Genomic DNA, 23,358 nt, shown 5'->3' on the forward strand with positions numbered 1-23,358 from the left:
TGGTGGATGTCGTCCTTGATTTCAGGGCATCCGCCGACGAATAGGATTAGACGTTTCAAGGCGTAACGGATAATTTACACGCAATGAACGCAGCGATTTCAGTCGAAAACAGTGCACAGCCGGATTTTCGTTCTCAGGACGCCGCAGGTAGACTCGACGTTGGCGCGCGCGCCGACGAGGAACGGATGAGACGATGACAACTGACCTGGGTTCGACGGCGATGACCGGCGTGAAGGGCCTCGACGACGTGCTGGCAGGCGGCCTCTCACGCCGGCACGTTTTTCTGCTGGAAGGCTCCCCTGGCACGGGCAAGACGACGATCTCCTTGCAGTTCCTGCTGGAGGGCGCGGCCCGCGGAGAGCGCTGTCTCTATATCACGCTGTCGGAAACGGAGGATGAACTCCGCAGCAGCGCCACCTCCCACGGCATGACGATCGGCGAGGACATCACGATTTTCGAACTCGTGCCGCCGGAAAGCCTGCTGGACTCCGAACAGCAGCAGAGCCTGCTTTACTCCTCCGATCTCGAACTCGGCGAAACGACCAAGCTGATCTTCGAAGCCTTCGAGCGCGTGCGCCCGAGCCGGGTCGTCATCGACAGTCTTTCGGAGATCCGTCTCCTGGCGCAGAGTTCCCTGCGCTACCGGCGCCAGATCCTTGCATTGAAGCACTATTTCTCGAAATCGGGCGCGACCGTTCTGCTTCTCGACGATCTTACCGCGGATGTCCTCGACAAGACGGTGCACAGCGTCGTCCATGGTGTCATTCATCTGGAGGAACTGTCCCCGAACTATGGCGCCGAACGTCGCCGCCTGCGCATCATCAAGTATCGCGGCAGGGCCTATCGCGGCGGCTACCACGACTACATCATCGAAACCGGCGGCGTCGTCGTGTTCCCCCGCCTGCGCGCGACGGAACACCGGACGGACTTCGCGCGGACCATGCTCAGCAGCGGCATTCCCGCCTTCGACGGCCTTCTCGGCGGCGGCATTACCCGCGGATCGAGCACGCTCCTCATCGGGCCGGCCGGCACGGGCAAAAGTCTCTTCGGTCTGCAGTTCGTGGACGCAGCGGTCAAGCGCGGCGAAACCGCGGCCATCTTCGTCTTCGACGAGGAACTGGGCCTGCTCTTTGCCCGCACGCGCAGCATGGGCATCGATCTGGAAGCGATGCGCGCTGCCGGACACCTCTACATCGAACAGCTGGATGCCGCAGAACTGTCGCCCGGCGAGTTCGCCCAGCGCGTTCGCGAAAGCGTGACCCGTTCCAACGCGAAAACGGTCCTCATCGACAGCGTCAACGGCTATCAGGCTGCGATGCCGGAGGAAAATGCGCTCATTCTCCACATTCACGAGCTTTTGCAATATCTCAACCGCCAGGGCGCAAACACCTTCCTGACCGTTGCCCAGCACGGCCTGGTCGGCGACATGAAGTCGCCCGTCGACGTCACGTACCTCGCGGATACCGTCATTCTGCTGCGCTATTTCGAGGCGATGGGAAAGGTGCGGCGGGCGGTCTCCGTCATCAAGAAACGGACAGGTCATCACGAGGACACCATCCGCGAATACCGGATCGGGTCGGATGGCTTGAGCCTTGGCGAGCCGCTGGTGGGCTTTCAGGGCGTGCTTCGCGGCGTGCCGGTTCTCGCCAGCGGGGGCCCGTCGCTGATGCCGCCTGCCGATGGGAGTGGCGACAATTACTGATCGCGTTGCGACCGTTCTCGTCCTCGCGCCTGCCGGGCGCGACGCCCAGATAGCAGCATCCCTGCTCGCGGAAGCGGGGATGACATGCCTGTCTGCAGAAAGCATGGCCCAGTTCGTCGAGCGGCTTGGCGAAAACATCGCCTTTGGCGTCCTCACCGAGGAAGCCCTTCGTTCGACGGATCTCAAGGCCCTTTCCGGCTGGATTTCGGCACAGCCGAGCTGGTCGGATCTTCCCTTTATCGTGCTCACACAGCGCGGCGGTGGACCCGAGCGCAATCCTGCGGCCGCCCGGCTCTCCGAGGTGCTCGGCAATGTCAGTTTCATCGAGCGGCCGTTCCATGCGACGACCTTCATCAGCGTCGCCCGAACGGCCATGCGTGGACGACGTCGGCAGTTCGACGCGCAACTTCGGATGCAGGCGCTGGACGACGGCGAGCGGCGATTGGCCACGGCACTCGAGGCCGGAAGGCTCGGCGCCTGGGAGTTCGACCTCGCCACGGAAGCGTTGACGACGTCCGTTACGTGCCGGTCGATTTTCGGGCGCGGCGCTGATGACACGCTGAGCTACGACGAGCTGATCTCGACCATCCACCCGGAAGATCGCGAGCGGATGATCGACGCGGTCCGGCATACGATCGAGACCGGGCAGGATTACGCGATCGAATACAAGGTCGTCTGGCCGGACGGGTCGCTGCACTGGGCGGAGATCCGGGCGCAGGTCTATCGCGATGGTCACGGCCGGCCGGTCAAGCTCGTCGGTGTCTCCGCCGATATCACGGAGCGGCGCCGGCTTGAGGAACAGCAGCGACAGATCAACGAGACGCTGGAAGACCGCGTGACGAAGCGGACGGCAGAACTCGAGGAAGCGCATGCCGCGGTCATGAGCGAGGTTGCGCAGCGCGAGAAAGCCGAGGAGCAACTGCGACAGGCGCTGAAGATGGAGGCCATTGGACAGTTGACGGGGGGTGTTGCGCACGATTTCAACAACCTGTTGATGGCGGTCCTCGGAAACCTCGAACTTCTGCGCAAGCATGTGGATGGCGACGCCAAGGCTGTTCGACTGATCGACGGTGCCGTCCAGGGCGCGCGCCGCGGCGCGTCGCTGACCCAGCGCCTGCTGGCCTTTGCGCGACGGCAGGACCTGCAGGTCGGGCCGGTGGACCTCCACAAGCTGGTGACGGAGATGGAAGATCTTCTGCGCCGTTCCGTCGGCTCCGCCATCACCTTGCAGAGCGAGATTACCGCAGATCTGCCGCCGGCAGAGGCAGACAGCAACCAGCTCGAACTTGCTCTCCTCAACCTCGTCGTCAATGCGCGCGACGCGATGCCGGACGGCGGAACCATCACCATCCGGCTCGACATGGAAGATCGCGCCGTTGCCACCGACGTGCTCTCGGCCGGTCGCTATCTCGTGCTTTCGGTTACCGACACCGGCACCGGGATGGATGCGGAAACGCTGCGCAAGGCCATCGATCCGTTCTTTTCCACCAAGGAACTCGGAAAAGGTACCGGCCTTGGTCTGTCGATGATCCATGGCCTCGCGATCCAGCTGAAGGGCGCGCTGCAGCTGTCGAGCCGGCCTGGCCAAGGCACGACGGCCGTCCTGCGCCTCCCGGTCGCAAAACCAAGCGAAGCGCGCGAAACGGCTTTTCCGCCGGAGGTTCCGTCTGTCGGGCCGTCGCAAGACTCAGGTTCGCTGCGAATCCTCATGGTCGACGACGATGCCCTGATCGCCATGAGCACCGTGGACATGCTGGAAGATCTTGGCCACAGCGTGGTCGAGGCCAATTCCGGTCGTCAGGCCCTCGGTATTCTGGAAGGTGACGACGCCTTCGACCTGATGATCACCGACTTCTCGATGCCGGGCATGAACGGGGCAGAACTGGCCAGGAAGGCACTGGCGATGCGGCCGCATCTGAAGATCCTCATTGCGACGGGATATGCGGAACTGCCTGCGGGAACGGAACTCAACATCCCCAGGCTCGGCAAGCCTTATTCGCAGGATCAGTTGGCAACCGAGATCGGAAAGATCGTCTGCCAATCCTGAAGCGGAAACGAAGCGGCTACCGCTTGATGCGCAGGATCGTCTCGATCTCCACCGTCATGCCGTTGGGCAGCGAGCCCATGCCGATCGCCGACCGCGCATGACGGCCGTCCTCGCCCATCACCTCGATCAGCAGGTCGGAAAACCCGTTGATGACGAACGGATGGTCGGTGAAATCCGGCGTGGCGTTGACCATTCCAAAAACCTTGATGACCTCGACCGCGTCGAGATCCCCCACCGCATGCTGTACCGTCGACAGAACCTGAAGCGCGACGATACGGGCGTGGCCTCGCGCCTCCTCGATCGAGACATCACGCCCGACTTTTCCCGTATGCCAGCCTCCGCCGGCCCGTGCCGCACCTTGCCCCGCCAGATACAGCATGTCGCCCGCTTTCTTAGCCGGCACATAATTACCGCCGGGTGCCAGCGGGGCAGGCAGTACCAGGCCTAGTTCCTCAAGTCGTCGGTAGCAGCTCATGGCCTCCCCTCCCCTCTCTAGACGCTGCTCAGAAGCAGGCTCGTCTCGCTGTTCGACACGCCCTCGATCATCCGGACCTCTCGAAGCACCCGGTCGAAATCCGACAAGGTGGCAGAACGCATGTTCGCCACCAGATCCCAATTTCCGTTGGTCGTATGGAGCGCGTAGATTTCGGGAATGCCCCGAAGGCGGCGGATCACCTGGGTCGTCGATTTTCCGACGACCTCGATCATCATCACGGCATGGATGGTCTGTGCATCGAAATCCTCGCGCAGGCGCACGGTGAAGCCAAGGAGGGTTCCGGTGTCCAGCAGGCGGTCCAGACGGTTCTGGACGGTGCCGCGTGCGACACCCAGCGCGTCCGACAGCTTGGATAGCGATGCCCGTCCATCCACCCTGAGATGGGCAATGATGCGCCGATCAAGATCGTCCGGCACGTAGATCGCCGTGGTCGCGTCCTTGGAATATCTCACAGATCACATTTCCATCTGCATGGGAAGTTGGCGGATTAGACATTGTTGATCGCACTTTGTCATCCCCTCTGTCGCTGACGCAAAGCGCCGCCGAACCACAAGGTCCGGCGGCGGGTCGTTACGCCCGATGGGATCGCAGGCCTATTCGGCGGGCTGAAGATGCGGGTGGTCCACCTCTGCCGACGTCTTCAGCGGTCGGTTTCCAGCCAGCCTGCGCACCAGCACATAGAAGACCGGGGTCATGAAGATCCCGAAGATCGTGACGCCGATCATGCCGGAAAAGACGGCGATCCCCATGGCGGCCCGCATTTCGGCCCCGGCCCCCGTGGAGATGACGAGCGGCACCACGCCCATGATGAACGCCATCGACGTCATCAGAATGGGGCGCAGACGCAGCCGGCTTGCTTCGACAGCCGCCTGCAGGGGCGTCCGCCCTTCGAACTCCAGCTCGCGCGCGAACTCGACGATCAGGATGGCGTTCTTTGCCGACAGTCCGACAAGGACGACGAGGCCGATCTGGGTAAAGATGTTGTTGTCGCCCCCTGTCAGCCACACCCCGGTGAGCGCGGCCAACACGCCCATCGGCACGATCATGATGATGGCAAGGGGCAGTGTGAGGCTCTCATATTGGGCCGCGAGCACGAGATAGACGAGAAGCAAAGCGAGCGGAAAGACCAGAAACCCGGAGCTGCCTGCCAGGATCTGCTGGTAGGTAAGATCGGTCCATTCGAAATCGATTCCGGAGGGCAGCGTTTCCCGCGCGATCTGCTCGATGGCGGCTTGCGCCTGACCGGACGAGAATCCCGGTGCCGGTGCGCCGTTGACATCCGCCGCGAGGAAACCGTTGTACCGGGTCGTTCGCTCCGGCCCCGTGGTGGCATCGACGTTCAGAAGCGCCGACAACGGGATCATCTGGCCCGTCTGCGAGCGGACCTTCAGCTGTCCGATATCCTCTGGCTTTGCCCGATATTTCGCATCCGCCTGGACACGTACGCTGTAGGTCCGTCCGAATGCATTGAAATCGTTGACATAAAGAGAGCCGAGATAGATCTGCAACGCATCGAAGACATCTGTGACCGACACACCGAGTTGTTCGGCCTTTGTACGGTCAAGGTCTGCAAAGAGCTGCGGAACGTTGATCTGGAAGCTGGAGAAGATGCCCGCCAGCTCCGGTGTCTGGTAGGCCTTGCCGATGAAGGCTTTGGTCGCCTCATCCAGGGCCTGATAGCCGTAGCCGGCGCGGTCCTCGATCTGCAGCTTGAAGCCGCCTGTGGATCCAAGACCGTTGACGGGCGGCGGCGGGAACATGGCGATGAAAGCATCCTGGATGCCGGCATATTTCTGGTTCAGCTGCATTGCGATGGCGCCGCCCGAAAGCTCCGGCGTCGTTCGTTTTTCGAAGTCATCCAGAATGGCGAAGACGATCCCGGCATTGGAGCCGATCGTAAACCCGTTGATCGACAGGCCGGGGAAGGCAATCGCATTCTTCACGCCTGGCTGCTGCAGCGCGATGTCGCTCATCTTTTTGATGACGCTCTCGGTTCTATCGAGGGTCGCACCATCGGGAAGTTGGGCGAAACCAATCAGATACTGCTTGTCCTGCGCCGGGACGAACCCGCCGGGAACCGCGTTAAACATGGCATAGGTCGCGCCGGCCAGCGCGAGATAGATAACCATGACCACGCTCTTGCGCGACAGAAGTCCACCAATGCTGCGGCCATACCCGTTGGACGCCGCACCGAAGGCACGGTTGAACCCCCGGAAGAACCAACCGAGCGCCTTGTCCATGGCGATCGTCAGAACGTCCTTCTTGGCATGATGCCCCTTGAGCAGCAGGGCGGCCAGCGCCGGTGACAGCGTCAGCGAGTTGATGGCGGAGATCACGGTGGAGATTGCGATGGTAAGCGCAAACTGACGGTAGAACTGCCCGGAAAGCCCCGTGATGAAGGCCAGCGGTACGAAGACGGCGACCAGCACCAAGGCAATCGCGATGATGGGTCCGGAGACCTCCTGCATCGCGCGATAGGTCGCTTCGCGCGGTGCGAGGCCATTTTCGATGTTGCGCTCGACATTTTCCACAACGACGATCGCGTCGTCCACGACGATGCCGATGGCCAGGACGAGACCAAACAGGGTCAACGCGTTTACCGAGAAGCCGAAGACATACATCACGGCAAAGGTGCCGATGATGGAGACGGGAACGGCAATCAGGGGGATGATCGACGCGCGCCATGTCTGCAGGAACAGGATGACGACGATGACGACGAGGGCGATCGCCTCGAGCAAGGTATCGATCACCTTTTCGATAGACGCGCGAACGAACTCCGTCGTGTCATAAACGATCTCGAACCGAACGCCCTCGGGCATGGCTTTCGCCAGTTCCGCCATGGTCTCCCGAACGTTGTCGGAAATGGCGATGGCGTTGGAGCCCGGCGACTGGAAGACGGGCACAGCCACGGCAGGCTCCCCGTCCAGAAGCGAGCGCAGCGTATAATCGGCGGCGCCGAGCTCGATCCGGGCAACGTCCCGTAGCCGAGTTATCTCGCCATTGCTCCCGCTCTTCACGATGATATTGCCGAATTGCTCGGGCGTTTGCAGACGTCCCTGCGCGTTTACGGAAAGCTGCAGGTCCGTGCCTGGAAGCGTTGGAGACGCCCCGATGATGCCGGCTGCAGCCTGCACGTTCTGCTGGCGGATGGCGGTGGTGATGTCGCTGGCGGCAAGCCCGTATTCGGCGGCCTTCTGGGGGTCGATCCAGACACGCATCGAGTAGTCGCCGGCACCGAAAACCTGAACCTGCCCCACGCCTTCGATACGCGCGAGCCGGTCCTTGATGTTGAGAACCGCGTAATTGCGGAGATAGGTGAGGTCGTAGCGACCGCCGGCAGACACCAGATTGACGACCATCATCAGGTCGGGCGAACTCTTGACTGTCGTGACGCCCAGCGCACGGACTTCTGCGGGCAGACGGGGTTCCGCTTGCGATACCCGGTTTTGGACGAGTTGCTGCGCCTTGTCGGGGTCGGTGCCGAGCTTGAACGTGACCGTCAGCGTCAGGACGCCATCAGCCGTTGCCTGGCTGGACATGTAGAGCATGTCTTCGACGCCATTAATCGACTCTTCCAAGGGGGTCGCGACGGTTTCCGCGATCACCTTCGGATTGGCGCCAGGATATGTCCCGCGGACGACGATCGATGGGGGGACGACATCCGGATATTCGGAAATCGGCAAGGCGCGCATGCCGATCAGGCCTGCGACGACGATAAGAACCGACAGGACGCCGGCAAACACCGGTCTGTCGACGAAAAACCTCGAAATGTTCATGTCATAACCCCTCTCCGGGACTGATCAGGAGACGAATGACCCTGCTCGCGGCAGGGAGACCGCAAGGTCGGGCAATGGTAAAAGCTGTGGGTTTGGGAGGCGACCGATGCCGATGAAACGAGTTGTCGCCTTCCATCAGCATCGGTCTTGCGAGACCGCGGCCGGTCTACTGCTGGGCGACCTTCGCTTCGGTCTGTGGATCGACCAATGCTCCGGGGCGAACCCGTTGAAGCCCGTTGACCACGATCCGGTCTCCTGCGGTGAGGCCCTTTTCAACGATACGCTGGCCATCGACGGCGGTTCCGAGCTCGATCTGGCGGTAGACGATCGTATTCTGAGGATCGACAACGAAGACGAACTTCTTGTCCTGGTCAGTTCCAACAGCCTTTTCGCTGATCATCAGGCGGTTTTCCGGTGCGGGATCACCCATGCGGATGCGCACAAACTGTCCTGGAAGCAGGCGGCCGCCGGGATTGTCAAACACGGCGCGAACACGCACTGTGCCGCTCTGTCCGTTGACCTCGTTGTCGATCCACTGGAGCTGGCCGTGCACGGCTGTCCCCTCCCCCGCTCCCGTAGCGAGTTCCACGGGTATGCGGGACAGGTCCGGCGCGCCTGACGTCTCCTGACCGAGTTGCGCGAGCGTCCGCCCGACCAGATCCTCGGTGACATCGAAACTCGCATAGATCGGATCAATCGAGACGAGCGTCGTCAGGACAGGCGAGCCCGATCCTGCTGCCACCAGATTGCCCTCGGTGATCTCGCGACGCCCGACCCGTCCGGAAATCGGCGCACGAACCTCGGTATAGCCAAGATCCAGTTGGGCAACGTGCAAGGAGGCTTTTGCCGACTGAAGGGCTGCCAATGCTTCCGCCTTTGCGCTGCGGCGCTGGGCAAGGTCGCTGTCGGAAAGCACGTTCTTGGTTGTCAGTCGCTCGCCGCGATCCAGCTCCGTGCTCGCATAGGCAAGCCGTGCTTCTGCCGACGCGACCTGGCCTTCCGCCTGCGCGACCGCCGCCTGATAGGGCTCCGGATCGATCGTCACGAGAAGATCTCCAGCCTTGACCAGAGCGCCTTCGCGAAACGCAACGGACTGTATCGCCCCGGCGACCCTCGGCCGGATCTGTACCCGGCCGACAGCCTCCAGCCGCCCGGAAAACGTCTGCCAGGTCGCGACATTGCGCGCTTCGACGGTCGCAACCGTCACAGGCACCGCCTGCGGAGCCGCTGCCGCAACAGGCTCGGCCGCCACTGCGCCCCCGGTTCGTTCGAAATAGAAGGCTGCCCCCGCAACGGACGCAGCAATGCTCAGGCCGGCGCCCATCAGGGCCCAGCGGTTTGTTCTTGCTGTCATGTTCAACTCCTTGGCCCCGGATGGCGCCGCTTTAAACTGTTGCCCGATCCCCCGATCGCAGCTCATTGACGAAACCCGAAAACTCGGCGCCCACAGCCTCGATCCACGGTCCCGCATATTTCCTGTAGAGTCCCGGCCATCCAAAGCCGACCGGGAGAACCTTTTCTCGGACTCGCACGCCGGCGTCTCGAAGGCGCCCTGCATAGGACCGGACTTCGTCGCGCAGCGGATCATCCTCCGACGTCATGAGAAGCGCCGGAGCCACCCGCATCAGCCGAGAACATTCGCACGGCGCCGCGTACGGGTGCTGCCCACCGCAAACGGCGCGCATATAGTGCTGCCATCCGTCCGCCCATCGCTCGCGCTGGCTGATATCTGCCTCTCGCATCGAAATCGACGTCATGCGCGGATCGATCATCGGTGACAGAAGCATCTGCCCAGCGAGGCGACCCGGAAAGCGATCGCGCGCCTTGAGCGCCACGCCAGCGGCAATATTTCCGCCGGCTTCATCGCCAACGACGAAGACCGGTGATTTCGCGGATCCTCCAAGCAGTCTGCGATGTTCGTCGATATAGCGAAGGACCGAACAGGCATGATCGAGAACCTCCGGGAAACAGAAGTCCGACGCACGTCCATATTCCGCGTCCACGACCACTGCCCCGCTCTCCGCGATCGCCCTGGGAATGGCTCGTTCCTCCTCCAGGCAGGTCGTGTCGAGAAACGCGCCACCCTGCAGACAGAGAACCAAAGGCTGTTGCTTGTTCGACGTGGAGCCCCTGTAAATGCGCGCACCAACGTCCAGACCGCCATCGGTCTGAATCTCGATCCTTTGTGAAGCGCTTTTCATCACGAATGCCGCCCTTCATAGAGCACCTTGCTCCTTCTGGTCTTTATCTAGTATTGTCCCGCAGCTCTGCACAAGCTACGCTAATCGGACATCAATGTTCCGGAATGTCGAACAATTGATCGTAGACTGGAGACCGAGTAATGGATCAGTTGACTGCAATGCGTGTTTTCGTTCGTGTCGTTGAGACCGGTAACTTTACACGTGCTGCGTCCACCTTGAGCATGCCGAAGACGACGGTGACGAACTATGTCCAGAGCCTCGAAGCTCGTCTTCAAGCGACACTTCTCAATCGGACGACGCGTCGGGTCATCGTCACAACGGATGGAGCCCTTTACTACGAGCGCGCCGTTCAAATCCTTTCCGAACTCGATGAACTGGACAGCAGTCTCAGCAACTCCCAATCCCAGCCAAGCGGACGGCTGCGCGTCGAGATGGCTGGTGCGTTTGCTGACCTGGTCGTGATCCCTGCCCTTTGCGACTTCTATCAGAGATATCCTCTGATCAAGCTGGATATCGGCGTCGGTGATCGGCTGGTTGATTATGTGGCCGAGAACGTCGACTGCGCCTTGCGTGGTGGCACGCCGGGTGACCAATCCTTGATCGCGCGCAAGGTTGGCGACATGACCATGAAGCTCTGTGCTGCTCCGCTCTATCTGGAGAAATTCGGCGAGCCTCATGAACCCGAAGATCTCACCCGTGCTCACGTTGCTGTCGGCTATCTCCTGGCGCAGTCCGGACGCATCATGGATCTCGAACTCGAAAACGCTGCGCGCGCGGTCGCGGTGACACCAAACTACATTCTGTCCGTTAACGATGCACGCTCCTACGTCAATGCAGCCATCGGCGGATTGGGCGTCGCGGCAGCCCCGGGCTTCATGATCGATGCGGCTCTGAGTGCTGGTACGCTGAGGCAGGTGTTGCCGGGGTGGAGGGTCAAGCCTATCCCGCTTTATGTCGTTTATCCTCCGCGACGGCACTTGAGCAACAAAGTTCGGGTCTTCGTCGACTGGTTGGCCAAACTCATGCAAACCTTGCCAGCTGACAGGGTTTTGAAGACGGGGAGGCTGTCTTAGCGTATCCGAGGTCAACTGCATGGCGCCAACACGACCGGCGCCGATTGCCCGCCTGCCCCGCGTCCCTTCAAAAGACCCATTACCATCTGCGACGACGAAAACTCTCCAGCCTTCGCCTTTTGCGTCAGATGGCGGAGATATCCACCAGGCGATCGAATATGGTCGCTCCGCTCGAGAATGCAGCTGATCGCCACCGCTGTTGGAACTGTGCCCATAGTTACACACGCATCTTCGTACGCTGACGGGCTGATACCAAACATGCGGCCAACCACATTTGCGGCTGACGCGAGATCTCGCCAGTCACGAATTTCACAGCGAGACGCATAGTCCGAGATAGACGGGCATGTCTTCAGCACGAGAGATAGTGACGTCGCTATTTCAGGCCGAAGCTGATCGACACCTCGCCTTTCGCTATCCTTTTTTCGTTTGGTCGATGCCTCAGAATCAAAAGAAGATTCAGATTCTGATATCTGTATGTGGCGCTCATTTTGGCAGGGATTGGCGCTCAGTTTCTCGGGATTCTTTTGTACATCCAAGGCTTTGATGATGTCATCACGTAAATGCCGGAGCTGGCCGTATGCGTCGACCACATTCTCCATGGTCACGTTTCGGGGAAGTGCGTCGATGATCGACCGGAAAGTCTCGTGATGAAGGTCCCAGTTTCCAGGCGTGCCGTCTGCCCTTGCAAGAGCAATCAGCTTTGCGATGTCCCGTCGGCAGATGGTGAGGTTTTCACGCATTTCCTGTAACTGCAGGCGCTCGATAAGCACGGCTTGCGCCATTGCCTCGATCTCCGATGAACGGGCGAGAAGAGGCGCAAGCGAGAATCCGAAGGCTTCCTTCAGCTCGCCATTGCGATGGCGGCGCGTGTAACGTTTTCCATTGGCGCTGTCTTTGCGCACGATCAGGCCCGCGTCGACTAAGAGCGCCAGATGCCGCCGGATGGTCTGCTCGGCCATTCCGTTGGCCCGCAGCGAGAGTTGCTGGTTGGACGGGAAGACGACAAGGCCTGTCTCTGCCGAGATCTCGTTCTTCGGGTAGAAGGAGAGGAGCGCGTTAAGGAGCGCAAGTGTTCGGTCAGAAATGCCGAACCGCGCTCGGGCTTCGCACAGGGCCCGATACAGCTTCCATTTATCGACCGTGTGCGAGATCTCGCTCGGTGCCGTGCTCTGTCCTGTGAGCATGGCACGCGTCATCGGCCGCCGCCCAAAGGGCGTCGTCACAAGATTCGTGTCCATTTTCGGTGCCTCCAAGTGTAGGGCAAACGATTCCGGTCACCAAAGCGGCGTTCTCACGTTGACAAGTGATTCGAAGGGAGCTATTCGTTTCTCTGCTACAAGACAACAAAGGCTCTCAGGTGGTTCGCCGCTTGGGGGCCTTTCGTTTAACCGATACAGCATCCTTTCCTATTTAATGTTTCGTTATCCCCTCAAACGGGGAAACCCTGTCATGTGACAGGGTTTTCAGGTGTCCGCGTCGTCCTTGCGCGCAAATCTCTCGACCAATCGCGGCATTTCAGCCTGCAGAAAAGCCGAGAAGGCTGCGCCTTTCGGGCCGACATGAACAATGCGTAATTCCTTTGCCGACACTTTTACCCGGGCGATGTCCCGTCCGTCGGCGTCTCTGAGCGAAAGGACCTCGGCGGCACCGTCGTCCGGCTCGGGTTCGCGCGTCTTCAAGGCCGTCAGCGCCAAACGAAAACGGTCGTCCGATCCGATAGCCGACATTCCGTCGGCCCGCAGACGTTTCTCCACCAGGGCCGACCCATTTCCGGATGCCGAGAACAGCTTGGCAAAGTCGCCCCATCGCGGACGACCGACCTTGGGCGCACGTCCAATGAGTTCAATGACGTCGAGCGGTACGGCGCGATAGACACCGCGCATCCGAGCAAGCTCCGCATCATCGATCGCCAGTGCCGATTTGATGTCTCTCGGCTTGATCTGGGCGTCGTCCATGCGCGCAGCAAACAATGCGCGCTCGATCCATGTGAGGTCCTGACGGGCAGCATTCTCGATGCCTTGTGACACGACGAGGTCGCGATCAGACATCTCGACGACCAGCGCGCGTACCGGCAAGCCGAGTTCCTTAGCCGCCTTAAGACGTCTGTGGCCGTAGATGACCTGGTATCGACCGGGTCGCTCGGGATGCGGCCTCACCTGGATCGGGATCTTCTGGCCTTCCGCCTCAAACGTGGCTTTGAAAGCGGCAAAATCCTGCCCATTGTCGTCTGCGAGCCGGTCCGGATAGGGCGACGGATCGATCAGGGAGGCGTCAAGCTCCAAACTGGAGCCGGCGCCGGACTCGACCAGCGCTTTCAGCCGGTCCCGTTCGTCGCGGAGTTCGCCGATGGAACGCTGAGCGGCCCCGATCACACCGGCCCCGACACGGGGGAGAGTGGGGGAGGGGGGCTGGACTGCCGCTGGCTGCGGTTCCGCAGGCTGCGGGTCGGAATCGACGGCTGCCGACAGGATCCCGAAATTTGCAATGATCGATTTTTTGGTCTTGCTCATGTCCTGCCCCAGCTCTGGCGGACAAGATCGAGAATGCTCTCGTTGACCGCATCCATGGCTTCCCGCGCGCGGCGATGCGTATCGCGTCCCACCTGTCCGATCTCCAGCTCGTAGAGGCTTCTCTTGGCGAGCCCTGCCGCTTCGACCGCCGTGCTTTCGACGGCCGTTGCAAGAAGAACATCCGAGCCGAAAAGGTGACGCAGCATTGCAACGACCTGCGACTGGGGCTGGTCGTTCGGGTCATGACGGGTGATCAGATAACGGAAGAAATCCTGGTTCAACTCGGCACCGTTCTCATTCAGCACCTGGATCAGATCGCCCATCATCAGCAGGAACTGGCTCATCGACGCGACATCCAGCATGGCCGGATGCACCGTCACGATCATGCCGGTCGCCGCATAAATGGCGCCGAGCGTCAGAAACCCGAGGGACGGTGGCGTATCGAGGACGACGACGTCATAGTCCGCCTCCACTTCGAGAAGCGCCATTTTCAATCTTTCGAAGAAGATTCCGCCTGCGCCGCCGCCGCGTTGCGCCAGCACGCGTGGCGTATCGTGTTCATACTCCATGACCTCGAGATTGCCGGGTATCAGGTCGATACCGTCGAAATAGGTCTTGCGAATGATGTCGCGGATCGGTCGACGCTGTTCGTCATAGCGCAGGGCAGCGTAGATCGTTTCGTTGGGGCCGACATCAACCTCGGGCTGGGCGCCGAACATGGCGGAAAGCGACGCCTGGGGATCGAGGTCGATCGCAAGAACGCGGTAGCCGTGAAGGGCGAGAAAATGCGCAAGATGCACACTCGTGGTGGTCTTTGCACTGCCGCCCTTGAAGTTCGAAATTGCCAGCACCTGGAGATGTTCGCCATCCCGCCTATGGGGCAGGAACCGCTGCGCATCCGATGGCTTCTGTCCGGCGAAGAAATTACGTAACTCGTTGATCTGATTGAGGGTATAGGCCCGATGGTTGTTCTCAAGGCGGCTCGGTACCGGCCCGCGACCTTCAATGGACAGGAGCTTCAGGGTCGAATCCGGTATAGAGGTCAGCTTTGAAACTTCGTTCGTCAGAAAGAAGCGGAGGTTTTTTTCGGCCTTCGGCGGGTACATCCGGGCGCGCAACTGCTGAAGCTGGTTGGACAGCATTCCGGCGTGGCGCATGATCTTGGCAGCAGCGTCCTCTTGCCCGGCGGTGTCGCGCCGCACGTCATCTCTTAGCGCCATTTGTCCCTCTTGTCGGCCAATATGCGTTTTAGCGGCCATCCGTCGCTAAGCTACGCCATGATTCTTGATCGCCGTCCAGCGAAATAGCGAGAACGGGTGGCACGTCGGCTAACGAAGCCTGGGGATAGCGGCCTGTAAACCCGGTTCAAATGAGACGGTTACGCCACTTGGAGCAACAATAGCCAGACACGGTCTGTCCGGGTTCCCGCCGCCCTGTTGGATATCAAACGCCCATGACACCGCCACTCGGACCCAAGACCGACCCGAATCATTTTTTTTGACCAATCGCTGCAAGCGGTTCGAATCGGGGCACATTTCGTGATAGCTAACATACAGAGGGCGAGAGAGGGAGCCACGTGGTGCTCGCCCGGCCCGCGAGAGATGGATGTGAAGCGAATGGACCCCGCTGCCCTTTCCCCTGTTGCCTTGCGCATGAATGCGGAACTTGCTGCCGCCGATCCCAGTCTGGTTCAAAATGCGGATCTGCTCGCGGCCGTTTTTGCGGGATGCGGAGATTGTATCAAGATCCTCGACCTCAATGGGCACCTCCAGTTCATGAGCGATGGCGGCAAGCAGGTGATGGAGGTCGATGATTTCGACACGATCCGGAGCTGCCCGTGGCCGGATTTCTGGTCCGGGGATGGAAACGCTGCCGCGAAGGCGGCGATCGCCTCGGCGCGAGAGGGCAGGCCATCCCGGTTTTCCGGATCGGCCGTAACCCTCAAGGGAAGCCCGCGGTATTGGGACGTTCAGGTTCTGCCCATCGTCGGGGCCGACGGTGTCCCAACCCATCTCCTGTCGATCTCGAGGGACATCACCGAGACTCGTCTCGCGCGGCAGGAGGCGAGCCACCTCTCGGCCGAGCTCCAGGTCGCGGCCGTGCGGGAAGCGGAAAGCATGCGTCGGCTCTTCGAAAGCGCGCCGAGCTTTCTCTGCACGCTTGAGGGACCCCACCACGTCGTGAAGATCGTCAACAACGCCTTTTCACGGCTGATCGGTCCGCGCCCCTCGGTGGGGCGTCCTTTCCGGTCCGTCTTGCCGGAGCTTGAGAGCCAGCAGGTTCTCACGCTGTTCGATCGCGTCTACGCCACGGGCGAGGCCCTGACAGGTCGCGGCGAACTGATCCGCCTGAAGCGTTTCGACGGCGAGGCCGAGGAGGACTTCTATCTGAACTTCGTCATCCAACCTGTTCGCGATCCGCAGGGTACGGTCACGGGCCTGTTCATCGAAGGACATGATGTCACCGATCTGAAACGCGCCGAGCTTGCGCTTCGCCAGCGGGAGCTGCAGCTGCAGCTCGCACTCGACTCTGCCGAAATGGGCGTTTGGGAAGCCGTGCTTGTCGACGGGCGGATCGTCTCGACGTCGGAGGATGCTCGAGCGTCGCTTCTTCTCGGGCGACTTTCCGGGGAACACCCTGCGTTTGAAACGTTTGCCGCCAGGGTGCACCCGAATGATCGACCGGCCTTCGATCGGGCCATCCGCCAGGCCATCGACCCCTTGGGGGAGGGGCACCTCGATGTGGAATATCGGCTCCTCTCCAGCGAAGACCGTCCCGAACGATGGATCCAGGCGCGGGCACAGGTCGTTTCCGACCCCCAAACGACACGCCTGATCGGCACCGTGCGCGATATCACGGCGATCAAGGATGCTGAGAGCCAGTACACGCTTCTCAACGGCGAGCTCCAGCATCGGATCAAGAACACTCTGGCGATGGTCAGTGCGATCGCATCACAGACCTTGAAGGGTGATGCCATCATGGAGCAGCGCGACACCTTCAACGCGCGCCTGCACACACTTGCGCATGCGCACGACCTTCTCATGGGAGAAGCCCAGGAGAAAGGCAGCATACGCGACGTCATCGAAACGGCTTTGGCGCCCCATCGTGCCGCTGCGGCACAGTTTGACGTTTCCGGTCCCGATCGGTTCTTGTCGCCGAAGCAGACACTGTCTCTCGCCCTTGCCATCCACGAGCTGGCGACCAACGCGGCAAAGTACGGCGCGCTTTCCATGCCGGACGGGAAGGTGCGGGTCACCTGGCAGGAGGATGCGCGGGGAGCGGCCGCCCAGGCATTTGCTCTGCGGTGGGAAGAGCAGGGCGGGCCGACCGTCGTTCAGCCCACCCGATCCGGATTTGGCTCTCGACTGATCACGCGCGTCCTCGCCGCAGACTTCAAAGGTGAGGTGAGGCTCGACTTTGCGCCAAGCGGATTGATCTGCACGCTGGTTTCACGGTTTCCGATCGCGCAGGGGTCGTGATGCGTATAAAAAAGACCGCCTGTCGTTCGACAGGCGGTCCATGACGGGTGTTCCTTAGCCGGCTTTAGACGCGAACGTCGTCCAGATCCCGCTTGGTGCCGGCAACGCCGCCGAACCATGCGGCAACTGCACCGAGGACCAGAGCGATGAAGCCGAGGATGGCGCCGGTCGAGACGGCAGCCGTCGCCGTCTGCGCAGCTTCGATGGCCTTCTGCTTGGCTGCTTCCATGTTCTGACGGTAGGTCTGCTCATACTGCTGAACCTGGGTGCGGGCCTGGTCGACCGGAATGTTCTGCGCACGAGCGAGAGCTTCGGCAGCCCGCGTGCGGGCTTCCTCGGCGGTTGCCTCGTCACCGGTGACAACAGCCTGAACGGCGGAGACGGCCGCGCTCTGCAGCGCCTGCGGGTCGTTGCCCGTCGTGTTGCGGATCTGCTGCTCGATGCCGGCCATCGGATTGGTGACATCGGCGAGTGCCGGTGCTGCGGTCGTGGCAGCCGTCGCTGCCGTGCGGCCAACGCCACCAACAACGCTCGAAAGGCCGCTAAAGGCACCGCCGACGATCGCGCCGACGGAGGTCGTCAGCAGGTAGAGAACGACGAGCGCCGTGACGGCCCAGGCTGTGACACCATGATAGCCACCGGTCGACTTGCTGGCGCGGCCTGAAAGACGGCTGGCGACATAACCACCGACAAAGGATGCAATGATGCCGGAGACGACAAACCAGGCACCGCCGGCCATTGAGAAGGTGCTCGCCTGCGGATTATCGTACTGGGCCGGATCGATGACGGCTGCGCCGATGCCGACGCCGAGGAGATTGAGAAGGAATTGAACGGCAAGTGCCAGTGCGACACCGGCGAAAATGGAACCCCAGGATACTTTGTGCAATGACGCAGTTACTGAAGGCACGCCACCGTAGACGGTTTCGGTCGGACGATAGGAAGAAGCTGGGATTGTCATACTGATCGGGTCCTCTAGAGCCTGTCGCAAACGTGCGAGCGGTCTGAGAACGTGGAGTTTCGTCATAAGTTCCAGACATTAGAAAAATATAATGAGGTCAAGTCTCTTCGGCTGCTCTAGGGTGGCTTCTAACGATGCCGACCACGCTGCCGTCGAGTTGGACCCGTTCTGCGTGGCGGCTTGATGACGCCGCAGAGCGGTCTATCTTCCTGTCAGCCTTGTAAGCCGAGCCCGAGGAATGAACGCATGCGTCCTGTCTGGATCTCTCTTTGTCTTGCAGCGCTTCTTCAAGCTTCTTGTGCCGATGCCGAGGATATCGATCATGGGCGTCGGATCTTCCAGACCTGCGCGTCCTGCCACGTCGTTGACGCGGAAACCAACAAATACGGTCCCTATCTCAAGGGCGTCGTCGGGCGGAAGGCCGGCGCTGTCCCGGACTTTCGATATTCCCAAGCGATGACGGATGCCGGAAATTCCGGTCTCGTCTGGGACGACGAAGCGCTGGCAGCGTTTCTCTACAGCCCGAAACGGAAGGTTCCCGGGACGAGCATGCGGTTCTGGGGCCTCTGGAGCGAGAGCGAGATCCGCGACGTCATCGCTTATCTCAAAACTTTTCCCTGAGGACCCTTTCCGCGAGGACGAGAGCGGACGGCATCACTCCGCGGCCAGCGCAGGGATGTCGCGGGCATCGTCCGGCCGATCCCCGGCGTCTTCCTCCTGCGTAGGCCCGGCCCGCTTGGGGTCGCGCCCGAAGAACAGGGCATAGGCAGCCGGCAGCACGAAGATGGTCAGGACGGTGGCAACAAGGATGCCGCCCATCATGGCGTAGGCGAGGGGACCCCAGAAGACCCCGCGCGAAATCGGGATGAGCGCGAGAACGGCGGTCAGTGCGGTCAGCATGATGGGCCGGAAACGCAGGACCGCGCCGCCGACAATCGCGTCCATCCTGTTCATCCCCGCGGCGATATCCTGGTCGATCTGATCGATGAGGATGATCGAGTTGCGGATAATGATCCCGAGAAGAGCGATCACGCCGAGAATGGCAACGAAGCCGAAAGGTGCGCCGCTGATCAGCAGGGCCGCGCTGGCACCGATGATCCCCAGCGGTCCGGTCGCAAGCACCAGCATCGCCTTCCCGAAGTGTTGCAGCTGGATCATCAGGAGAACGACGATGATCATCAGCATGATCGGAGCTTTCGCCGCAATCGACGCCTGGCTTTCCGCGGCATCTTCGGCACCGCCCTGGATATCCACCGTGTAGCCGGGTGCAAGACCATCGCGCAGATCTTGCATGCCCGCATACATCTGCATGACCACATCGTTCGGCTGCACGCCGTCCGGCAGGGTGCCGCGAACAGTGATCGTGGGCAACCGATCGCGCCGCCATTCGACGCCCTGCTCGAGAACCGGCACCACCTTGGCGATCTGTGACAGCGGGATGAAGCCGCCGAAATCGGTCGGAATGTAGACGGAATTCACCGCCGACAGCAGCTTGCGGCTCTCGTCCGGCTCGCGTGCAACGATCGATACGGTCTCCTCGCCGTTGCGGAAATCTCCAAGGGGCGCCCCGTTGGTCGTGGTCTGAAGCATCTGGCGAATGCGCTGTGAGGTCACGCCGAGCGCGCGGGCGCGATCCTGATCAACGATCAGGCGCATGGCCGGCACCGGCTCGAGCCAGTCGTCATGAACGGCACCGAGCATCGGATTGGCCAGGAAGCGCTTTTTGACCTCGTCCGCAATCCGCCGCACCTCGGCGCGATCCGAGCCGCTCACGCGCATCTGGACGGGCCATCCGGTCGGGGGGCCGAGGAAGAGGCGATCCACCTTCGAACGGATCGAGGGAAAGTCTTTCGCCAGCATGTCGCGAAGCTTCAGGATCAGCCTTTCACGCGCTGGCTCATCCTTGGCCATGACGAGGAGCTGGGCGAAATTCGGGTTGCGCAGCTGCTGGTCGAGCGGAAGGAAGAAGCGGGGCGCGCCTTCGCCGATATAGCTCGCGACGAAACGCTTGTCGGGGTCGTCCAGAAGGCGGGCTTCCAGCGCCTTGGTCTGCGTTTCGACCTCCTTGATGCTGGTGCCCTCCGGGAGCCAGAGATCCACCATGATCTCGGGCCGGGACGATTGCGGAAAGAAGTTCTGCGGGATGAACTGGAACGCCCAGAGGCTGGCCACGAAGGTGCCGAGCGTCAGCGCGATCACGATCAGGCGGTGACGCACGCTCCAGCCTACGGTCGCGCGCAGACGACGGTAGAACCGGGTGTCGAAGACATCATGGTGCCCGCCCGCGTGCGGGCGCTGCTTCAGGATCATGTAGCCGAGCCAGGGTGTAAAATAGACCGCGACGAACCAGGACACCACGAGCGCGATGCCGACGACGTAGAAGAGCGAGCGGACGTATTCACCGGCTGTCGAGGCGGCAAATCCGACCGGAATGAAGCCCGCCGTCGTGATCAGGGTGCCGGTCAGCATGGGAAAGGCCGTCGAGGAATAGGCAAAGCTCGCGGCTTCGATCTTGACGAGCCCTTCGTCCAGTTTGCGCTCCATCAATTCGACGACGATCATGGCGTCGTCGACCAGGAGGCCGAGAGCAATGATGAGCGCGCCGAGGGAGATGCGCTGCAGATCGATGCCGATCTCGTACATGATGGCAAACGTGGCGGCGAGCACCAGAGGAATGGCGATCGCGATGACCAGCCCCGAGCGCCAGCCGATCGACAGGAACGAGACGACGAGGACGATGATCAGCGCTTCCGCGAGCGCCTTCATGAACTCGCCGACCGCTTCATTCACCACTTCCGGCTGATTGGAAATCTGTTCCACGTCGACGCCGTAGGGCAGCGCCTGCTCGAAGCGCGCATAGGTCGCCTCGACGGCCTTGCCGACATCGATGACGTTGAAGCCCTTCGCCATGACGACGCCGAGTTGCACGCTGTCCTGTCCGTTGACCCGGTATTTGCGCGAGAAAGGATCTTCCAGCCCGGACGTCACCTGAGCGATATCGCCAAGCCGCGTGACCTGGTTTCCGGCGCGCAGACGCAGGTTCTCGATGTCCTCGACCTTGCCAACGTCGCCTTCCACGGAGATGCGCACCGAGCGGTCGCCGGTATCGACGGTGCCGGCAGGGTCGATCGCATTCTGCCCGGCAAGCGTATCTCTGAGGTCGTTCAGCGTCAGCCCACGTTCGGCAAGCGCCTTCGACGACACGTCGATGAAGATCTTTTCCGGCTGGTCGCCGATGATCACCGCTTTTTCCACGCCGGGCGTGGAAAGCAGCATGTCACGTGCCTTGATCGCGTAACGTTTCAGCTCGGGATAGCTGTAGCCATTGCCCATCAAAGCGTGGAGCGTGATGAATGTATCGCCGAACTCGTCGTTGAAGAAAGGACCGACGATACCGGCGGGCAGCTCGGAGCGGATATCGCCGACCTTCTTGCGGACTTGATAGAACGCGTCGGCCACCTGCGCGGCATTCGTGTCGCCCTTCACCTGCAGTGTGATGATCGTGCTTCCGGCGCGGCTGTAGGAACGGACGAAATCGAGATGCGGGGTTTCCTGGAGCTTGCGCTCGATCTTGTTGACCACCTGATCCTGCATGTCCTCGATGGAGGCTCCCGGCCAGAGCGCCTGGATGACCATGACGCGGAAGGTAAAATCCGGGTCTTCCTTCTGGCCCATGTTCATCAGGCCGAACACGCCGGAAAGAATGATCAGTCCGAACAGGAACCGGGCGATGCTCGGATGCCCGATCGCCCAACGCGAGAGATTGAACCGTTGACGGCCATCGCCCGCGGGCGGCGGCGCAGCGGTGTTCCCGGATGTGGCCGTCTTCAGACCGGAATGTGGACCTTGGGGCGTCATGACGTCGTTCCGTTTCGGTAGGTGCGCGCGGAAATTGGGACGAGGCGCGCGTCGGCAGGGTTCGGGAGGGTCGATCACATTCCGGAAGGGTCAGCGGGTCGCCGAAGCCGCTCCGGCAAGGCTCGCCTCGCGCGGCAGGGCGTCATCCGGCAGTTTCACCTTCAGGTCCTCGCGCATGAACTGCGTGCCCGCCGTCACCACGATATCGCCGGGTTTCAGGCCGTCTGCGATGCGGACGGAAACGCCGTTGAAGTCGGCGATCGAAACCGGGCGCGCATGCACGGTTTCCTTTGCGGCATCGACAAGCCAGACCAGCGTTCGGTCGCCGTCCTTGGCAAGCGCGCTCAGCGGAAGGGAAGCGAGGGCAGGGCCCGTTTCCTGCGCCGCGGCAATCGACGCGGTCATGCCCAGACGCACGCGGTCGTTGTCCGGCAGGCTGACGCGGACGGCGAAGGTGCGGGATTGCAGATCGGCGCTGCCGGCGATTTCCCGGACTTTTCCGGGCAGGGTCAGGCCGGCGCTCGACCAGAGCGTGACGTCCACGGTCTTGCCAGGCGTGAAGGCGAAGATGTCCGTTTCAGGGACGGCGACCAGAACTTCTTTCTCCCCATCGGCCGCGACGGTCAGGATCGGCGTCCCAACCGCGACCACTTGTCCGACCTCGGCGCTGACGGCCGTGACGATCCCATCCCGGTCGGCGGCAAGAGAGCCGTAGGCGACCTGATTTCGTGCCTGCTCGAGCGTCGAACGTGCGGAATCGCGTGTGGAAACCGCCTGATCATAGGTCAACTGGGCCTGTTCGAGCTGAGACTTCGAGGAGACGTTGGACGCAAACAACTCGTTCGCACGCGTGCGGGCAAGGTTCGCCGTCTCGACCTGGCGCTCTGCGGCGGAGAGGCTGGCCTCGGCGGCGCGAACGGACAGCGTGAAGTCCGTGGTATCGAGCCGCGTGAGGATCTGCCCCTTCTTGACGTGATCGCCGACATCGACGTGGCGCTCCGTCACCTTTCCGGCAACGCGGAAGCCGAGGGCCGTTTCCGTGCGCGCTCGGACGGAGCCGGAGAAGTCCAGCGTGCGCATCGTCTGTTCGTGCGCCACCGTCATGACGCGAACCGGCCGGACGACCTCCGGCTTGACCTCGGCCTTCTCGTCGGAGCACGCCGCAAGGAACACGCTCGATGCGGCGAGAAGGGCAAGCACGAGCGCATGACGCACTGCGCGGGCGAATGGTCTCGACATGGTGATCGTCCTTGAGGGG

At 61.6% G+C, this 23,358-nt stretch carries 16 protein-coding genes; 5 read left to right on the forward strand and 11 right to left on the reverse strand.

Annotated elements, in window-relative coordinates:
* Positions 1–193 precede the first annotated feature (193 nt).
* The gene (locus ASG25_RS19520; RefSeq protein ID WP_062478209.1) at positions 194–1,702 is read left to right on the forward strand and encodes an ATPase domain-containing protein; all 1,509 of its coding nucleotides are present in this window, start codon (positions 194–196) and stop codon (positions 1,700–1,702) included.
* Positions 1,680–3,749 carry a PAS domain-containing sensor histidine kinase gene (locus tag ASG25_RS19525; protein WP_082480389.1) on the forward strand — a complete coding sequence of 690 codons (2,070 nt, stop codon included), beginning with the start codon at positions 1,680–1,682 and terminating at the stop codon, positions 3,747–3,749. Before ASG25_RS19520 ends, ASG25_RS19525 begins: the two co-directional genes overlap by 23 nt.
* A gap of 16 nt (positions 3,750–3,765) precedes the next feature.
* Here the strand turns inward: ASG25_RS19525 and ASG25_RS19530 are convergent, their stop codons facing one another.
* The 5 genes from ASG25_RS19530 to ASG25_RS19550 all read right to left on the reverse strand — a co-directional run bounded on the left by ASG25_RS19530 (position 3,766) and on the right by ASG25_RS19550 (position 10,222).
* Positions 3,766–4,224 carry a RidA family protein gene (locus ASG25_RS19530; RefSeq protein ID WP_062478212.1) on the reverse strand — a complete coding sequence of 153 codons (459 nt, stop codon included), beginning with the start codon at positions 4,222–4,224 and terminating at the stop codon, positions 3,766–3,768.
* 17 nt (positions 4,225–4,241) lie between these two features.
* Entirely contained in the window at positions 4,242–4,697 is a 456-nt protein-coding gene (locus ASG25_RS19535; protein WP_062478215.1) for an Lrp/AsnC family transcriptional regulator, read from the reverse strand.
* 141 nt (positions 4,698–4,838) lie between these two features.
* Positions 4,839–8,021 (reverse strand): efflux RND transporter permease subunit, encoded by a 3,183-nt coding sequence (locus ASG25_RS19540; protein ID WP_062478218.1) that lies wholly within the window; start codon positions 8,019–8,021, stop codon positions 4,839–4,841.
* 166 nt (positions 8,022–8,187) lie between these two features.
* Entirely contained in the window at positions 8,188–9,375 is a 1,188-nt protein-coding gene (locus ASG25_RS19545) for an efflux RND transporter periplasmic adaptor subunit (protein WP_062478221.1), read from the reverse strand.
* 31 nt (positions 9,376–9,406) lie between these two features.
* Positions 9,407–10,222 carry an alpha/beta hydrolase fold domain-containing protein gene (locus ASG25_RS19550; protein WP_244479451.1) on the reverse strand — a complete coding sequence of 272 codons (816 nt, stop codon included), beginning with the start codon at positions 10,220–10,222 and terminating at the stop codon, positions 9,407–9,409.
* A gap of 140 nt (positions 10,223–10,362) precedes the next feature.
* Between ASG25_RS19550 and ASG25_RS19555 the strand changes: the two genes are divergently transcribed.
* On the forward strand, positions 10,363–11,295 hold the full coding sequence (locus ASG25_RS19555; RefSeq protein ID WP_062478224.1) for a LysR family transcriptional regulator: 933 nt from the start codon (positions 10,363–10,365) through the stop codon (positions 11,293–11,295).
* A gap of 11 nt (positions 11,296–11,306) precedes the next feature.
* Here ASG25_RS19555 and repC read toward each other — a convergent pair whose 3' ends face one another.
* From repC to repA, 3 genes are all read right to left on the reverse strand, one after another.
* Positions 11,307–12,533 carry a plasmid replication protein RepC gene (gene repC / locus ASG25_RS19560; RefSeq protein ID WP_062478227.1) on the reverse strand — a complete coding sequence of 409 codons (1,227 nt, stop codon included), beginning with the start codon at positions 12,531–12,533 and terminating at the stop codon, positions 11,307–11,309.
* Positions 12,534–12,758: 225 nt separating this feature from the next.
* On the reverse strand, positions 12,759–13,805 hold the full coding sequence (repB, locus tag ASG25_RS19565) for a plasmid partitioning protein RepB (RefSeq protein WP_062478230.1): 1,047 nt from the start codon (positions 13,803–13,805) through the stop codon (positions 12,759–12,761).
* Positions 13,802–15,025, reverse strand: coding sequence for a plasmid partitioning protein RepA (gene repA / locus ASG25_RS19570; RefSeq protein WP_062478233.1), 1,224 nt, complete (start codon positions 15,023–15,025; stop codon positions 13,802–13,804). Before repA ends, repB begins: the two co-directional genes overlap by 4 nt.
* Positions 15,026–15,421: 396 nt before the next feature.
* On the opposite strand from repA, the gene ASG25_RS19575 reads away from it, so the two are divergent.
* Positions 15,422–17,284, forward strand: coding sequence for a PAS domain-containing protein (locus tag ASG25_RS19575; protein ID WP_062478236.1), 1,863 nt, complete (start codon positions 15,422–15,424; stop codon positions 17,282–17,284).
* Between the two features lie 64 nt (positions 17,285–17,348).
* Here ASG25_RS19575 and ASG25_RS19580 read toward each other — a convergent pair whose 3' ends face one another.
* Complete coding sequence (locus ASG25_RS19580) at positions 17,349–18,242, reverse strand: hypothetical protein (protein ID WP_062478239.1); 894 nt, start codon at positions 18,240–18,242, stop codon at positions 17,349–17,351.
* Between the two features lie 246 nt (positions 18,243–18,488).
* Here ASG25_RS19580 and ASG25_RS19585 point away from each other — a divergent pair, with 246 nt between their 5' ends.
* On the forward strand, positions 18,489–18,863 hold the full coding sequence (locus ASG25_RS19585; RefSeq protein WP_062478242.1) for a cytochrome c family protein: 375 nt from the start codon (positions 18,489–18,491) through the stop codon (positions 18,861–18,863).
* A 33-nt stretch (positions 18,864–18,896) separates the two neighbouring features.
* Here the strand turns inward: ASG25_RS19585 and ASG25_RS19590 are convergent, their stop codons facing one another.
* Positions 18,897–22,100, reverse strand: a complete 3,204-nt coding sequence (locus ASG25_RS19590) for an efflux RND transporter permease subunit (RefSeq protein ID WP_082480393.1) — start codon at positions 22,098–22,100, stop codon at positions 18,897–18,899.
* 90 nt (positions 22,101–22,190) lie between these two features.
* Entirely contained in the window at positions 22,191–23,339 is a 1,149-nt protein-coding gene (locus ASG25_RS19595; protein ID WP_062478244.1) for an efflux RND transporter periplasmic adaptor subunit, read from the reverse strand.
* Positions 23,340–23,358: the final 19 nt, after the last annotated feature.

The sequence above is a fragment of the Rhizobium sp. Leaf384 genome, from assembly GCF_001424065.1.
In the GTDB taxonomy this organism is placed as follows: domain Bacteria; phylum Pseudomonadota; class Alphaproteobacteria; order Rhizobiales; family Rhizobiaceae; genus Ferranicluibacter.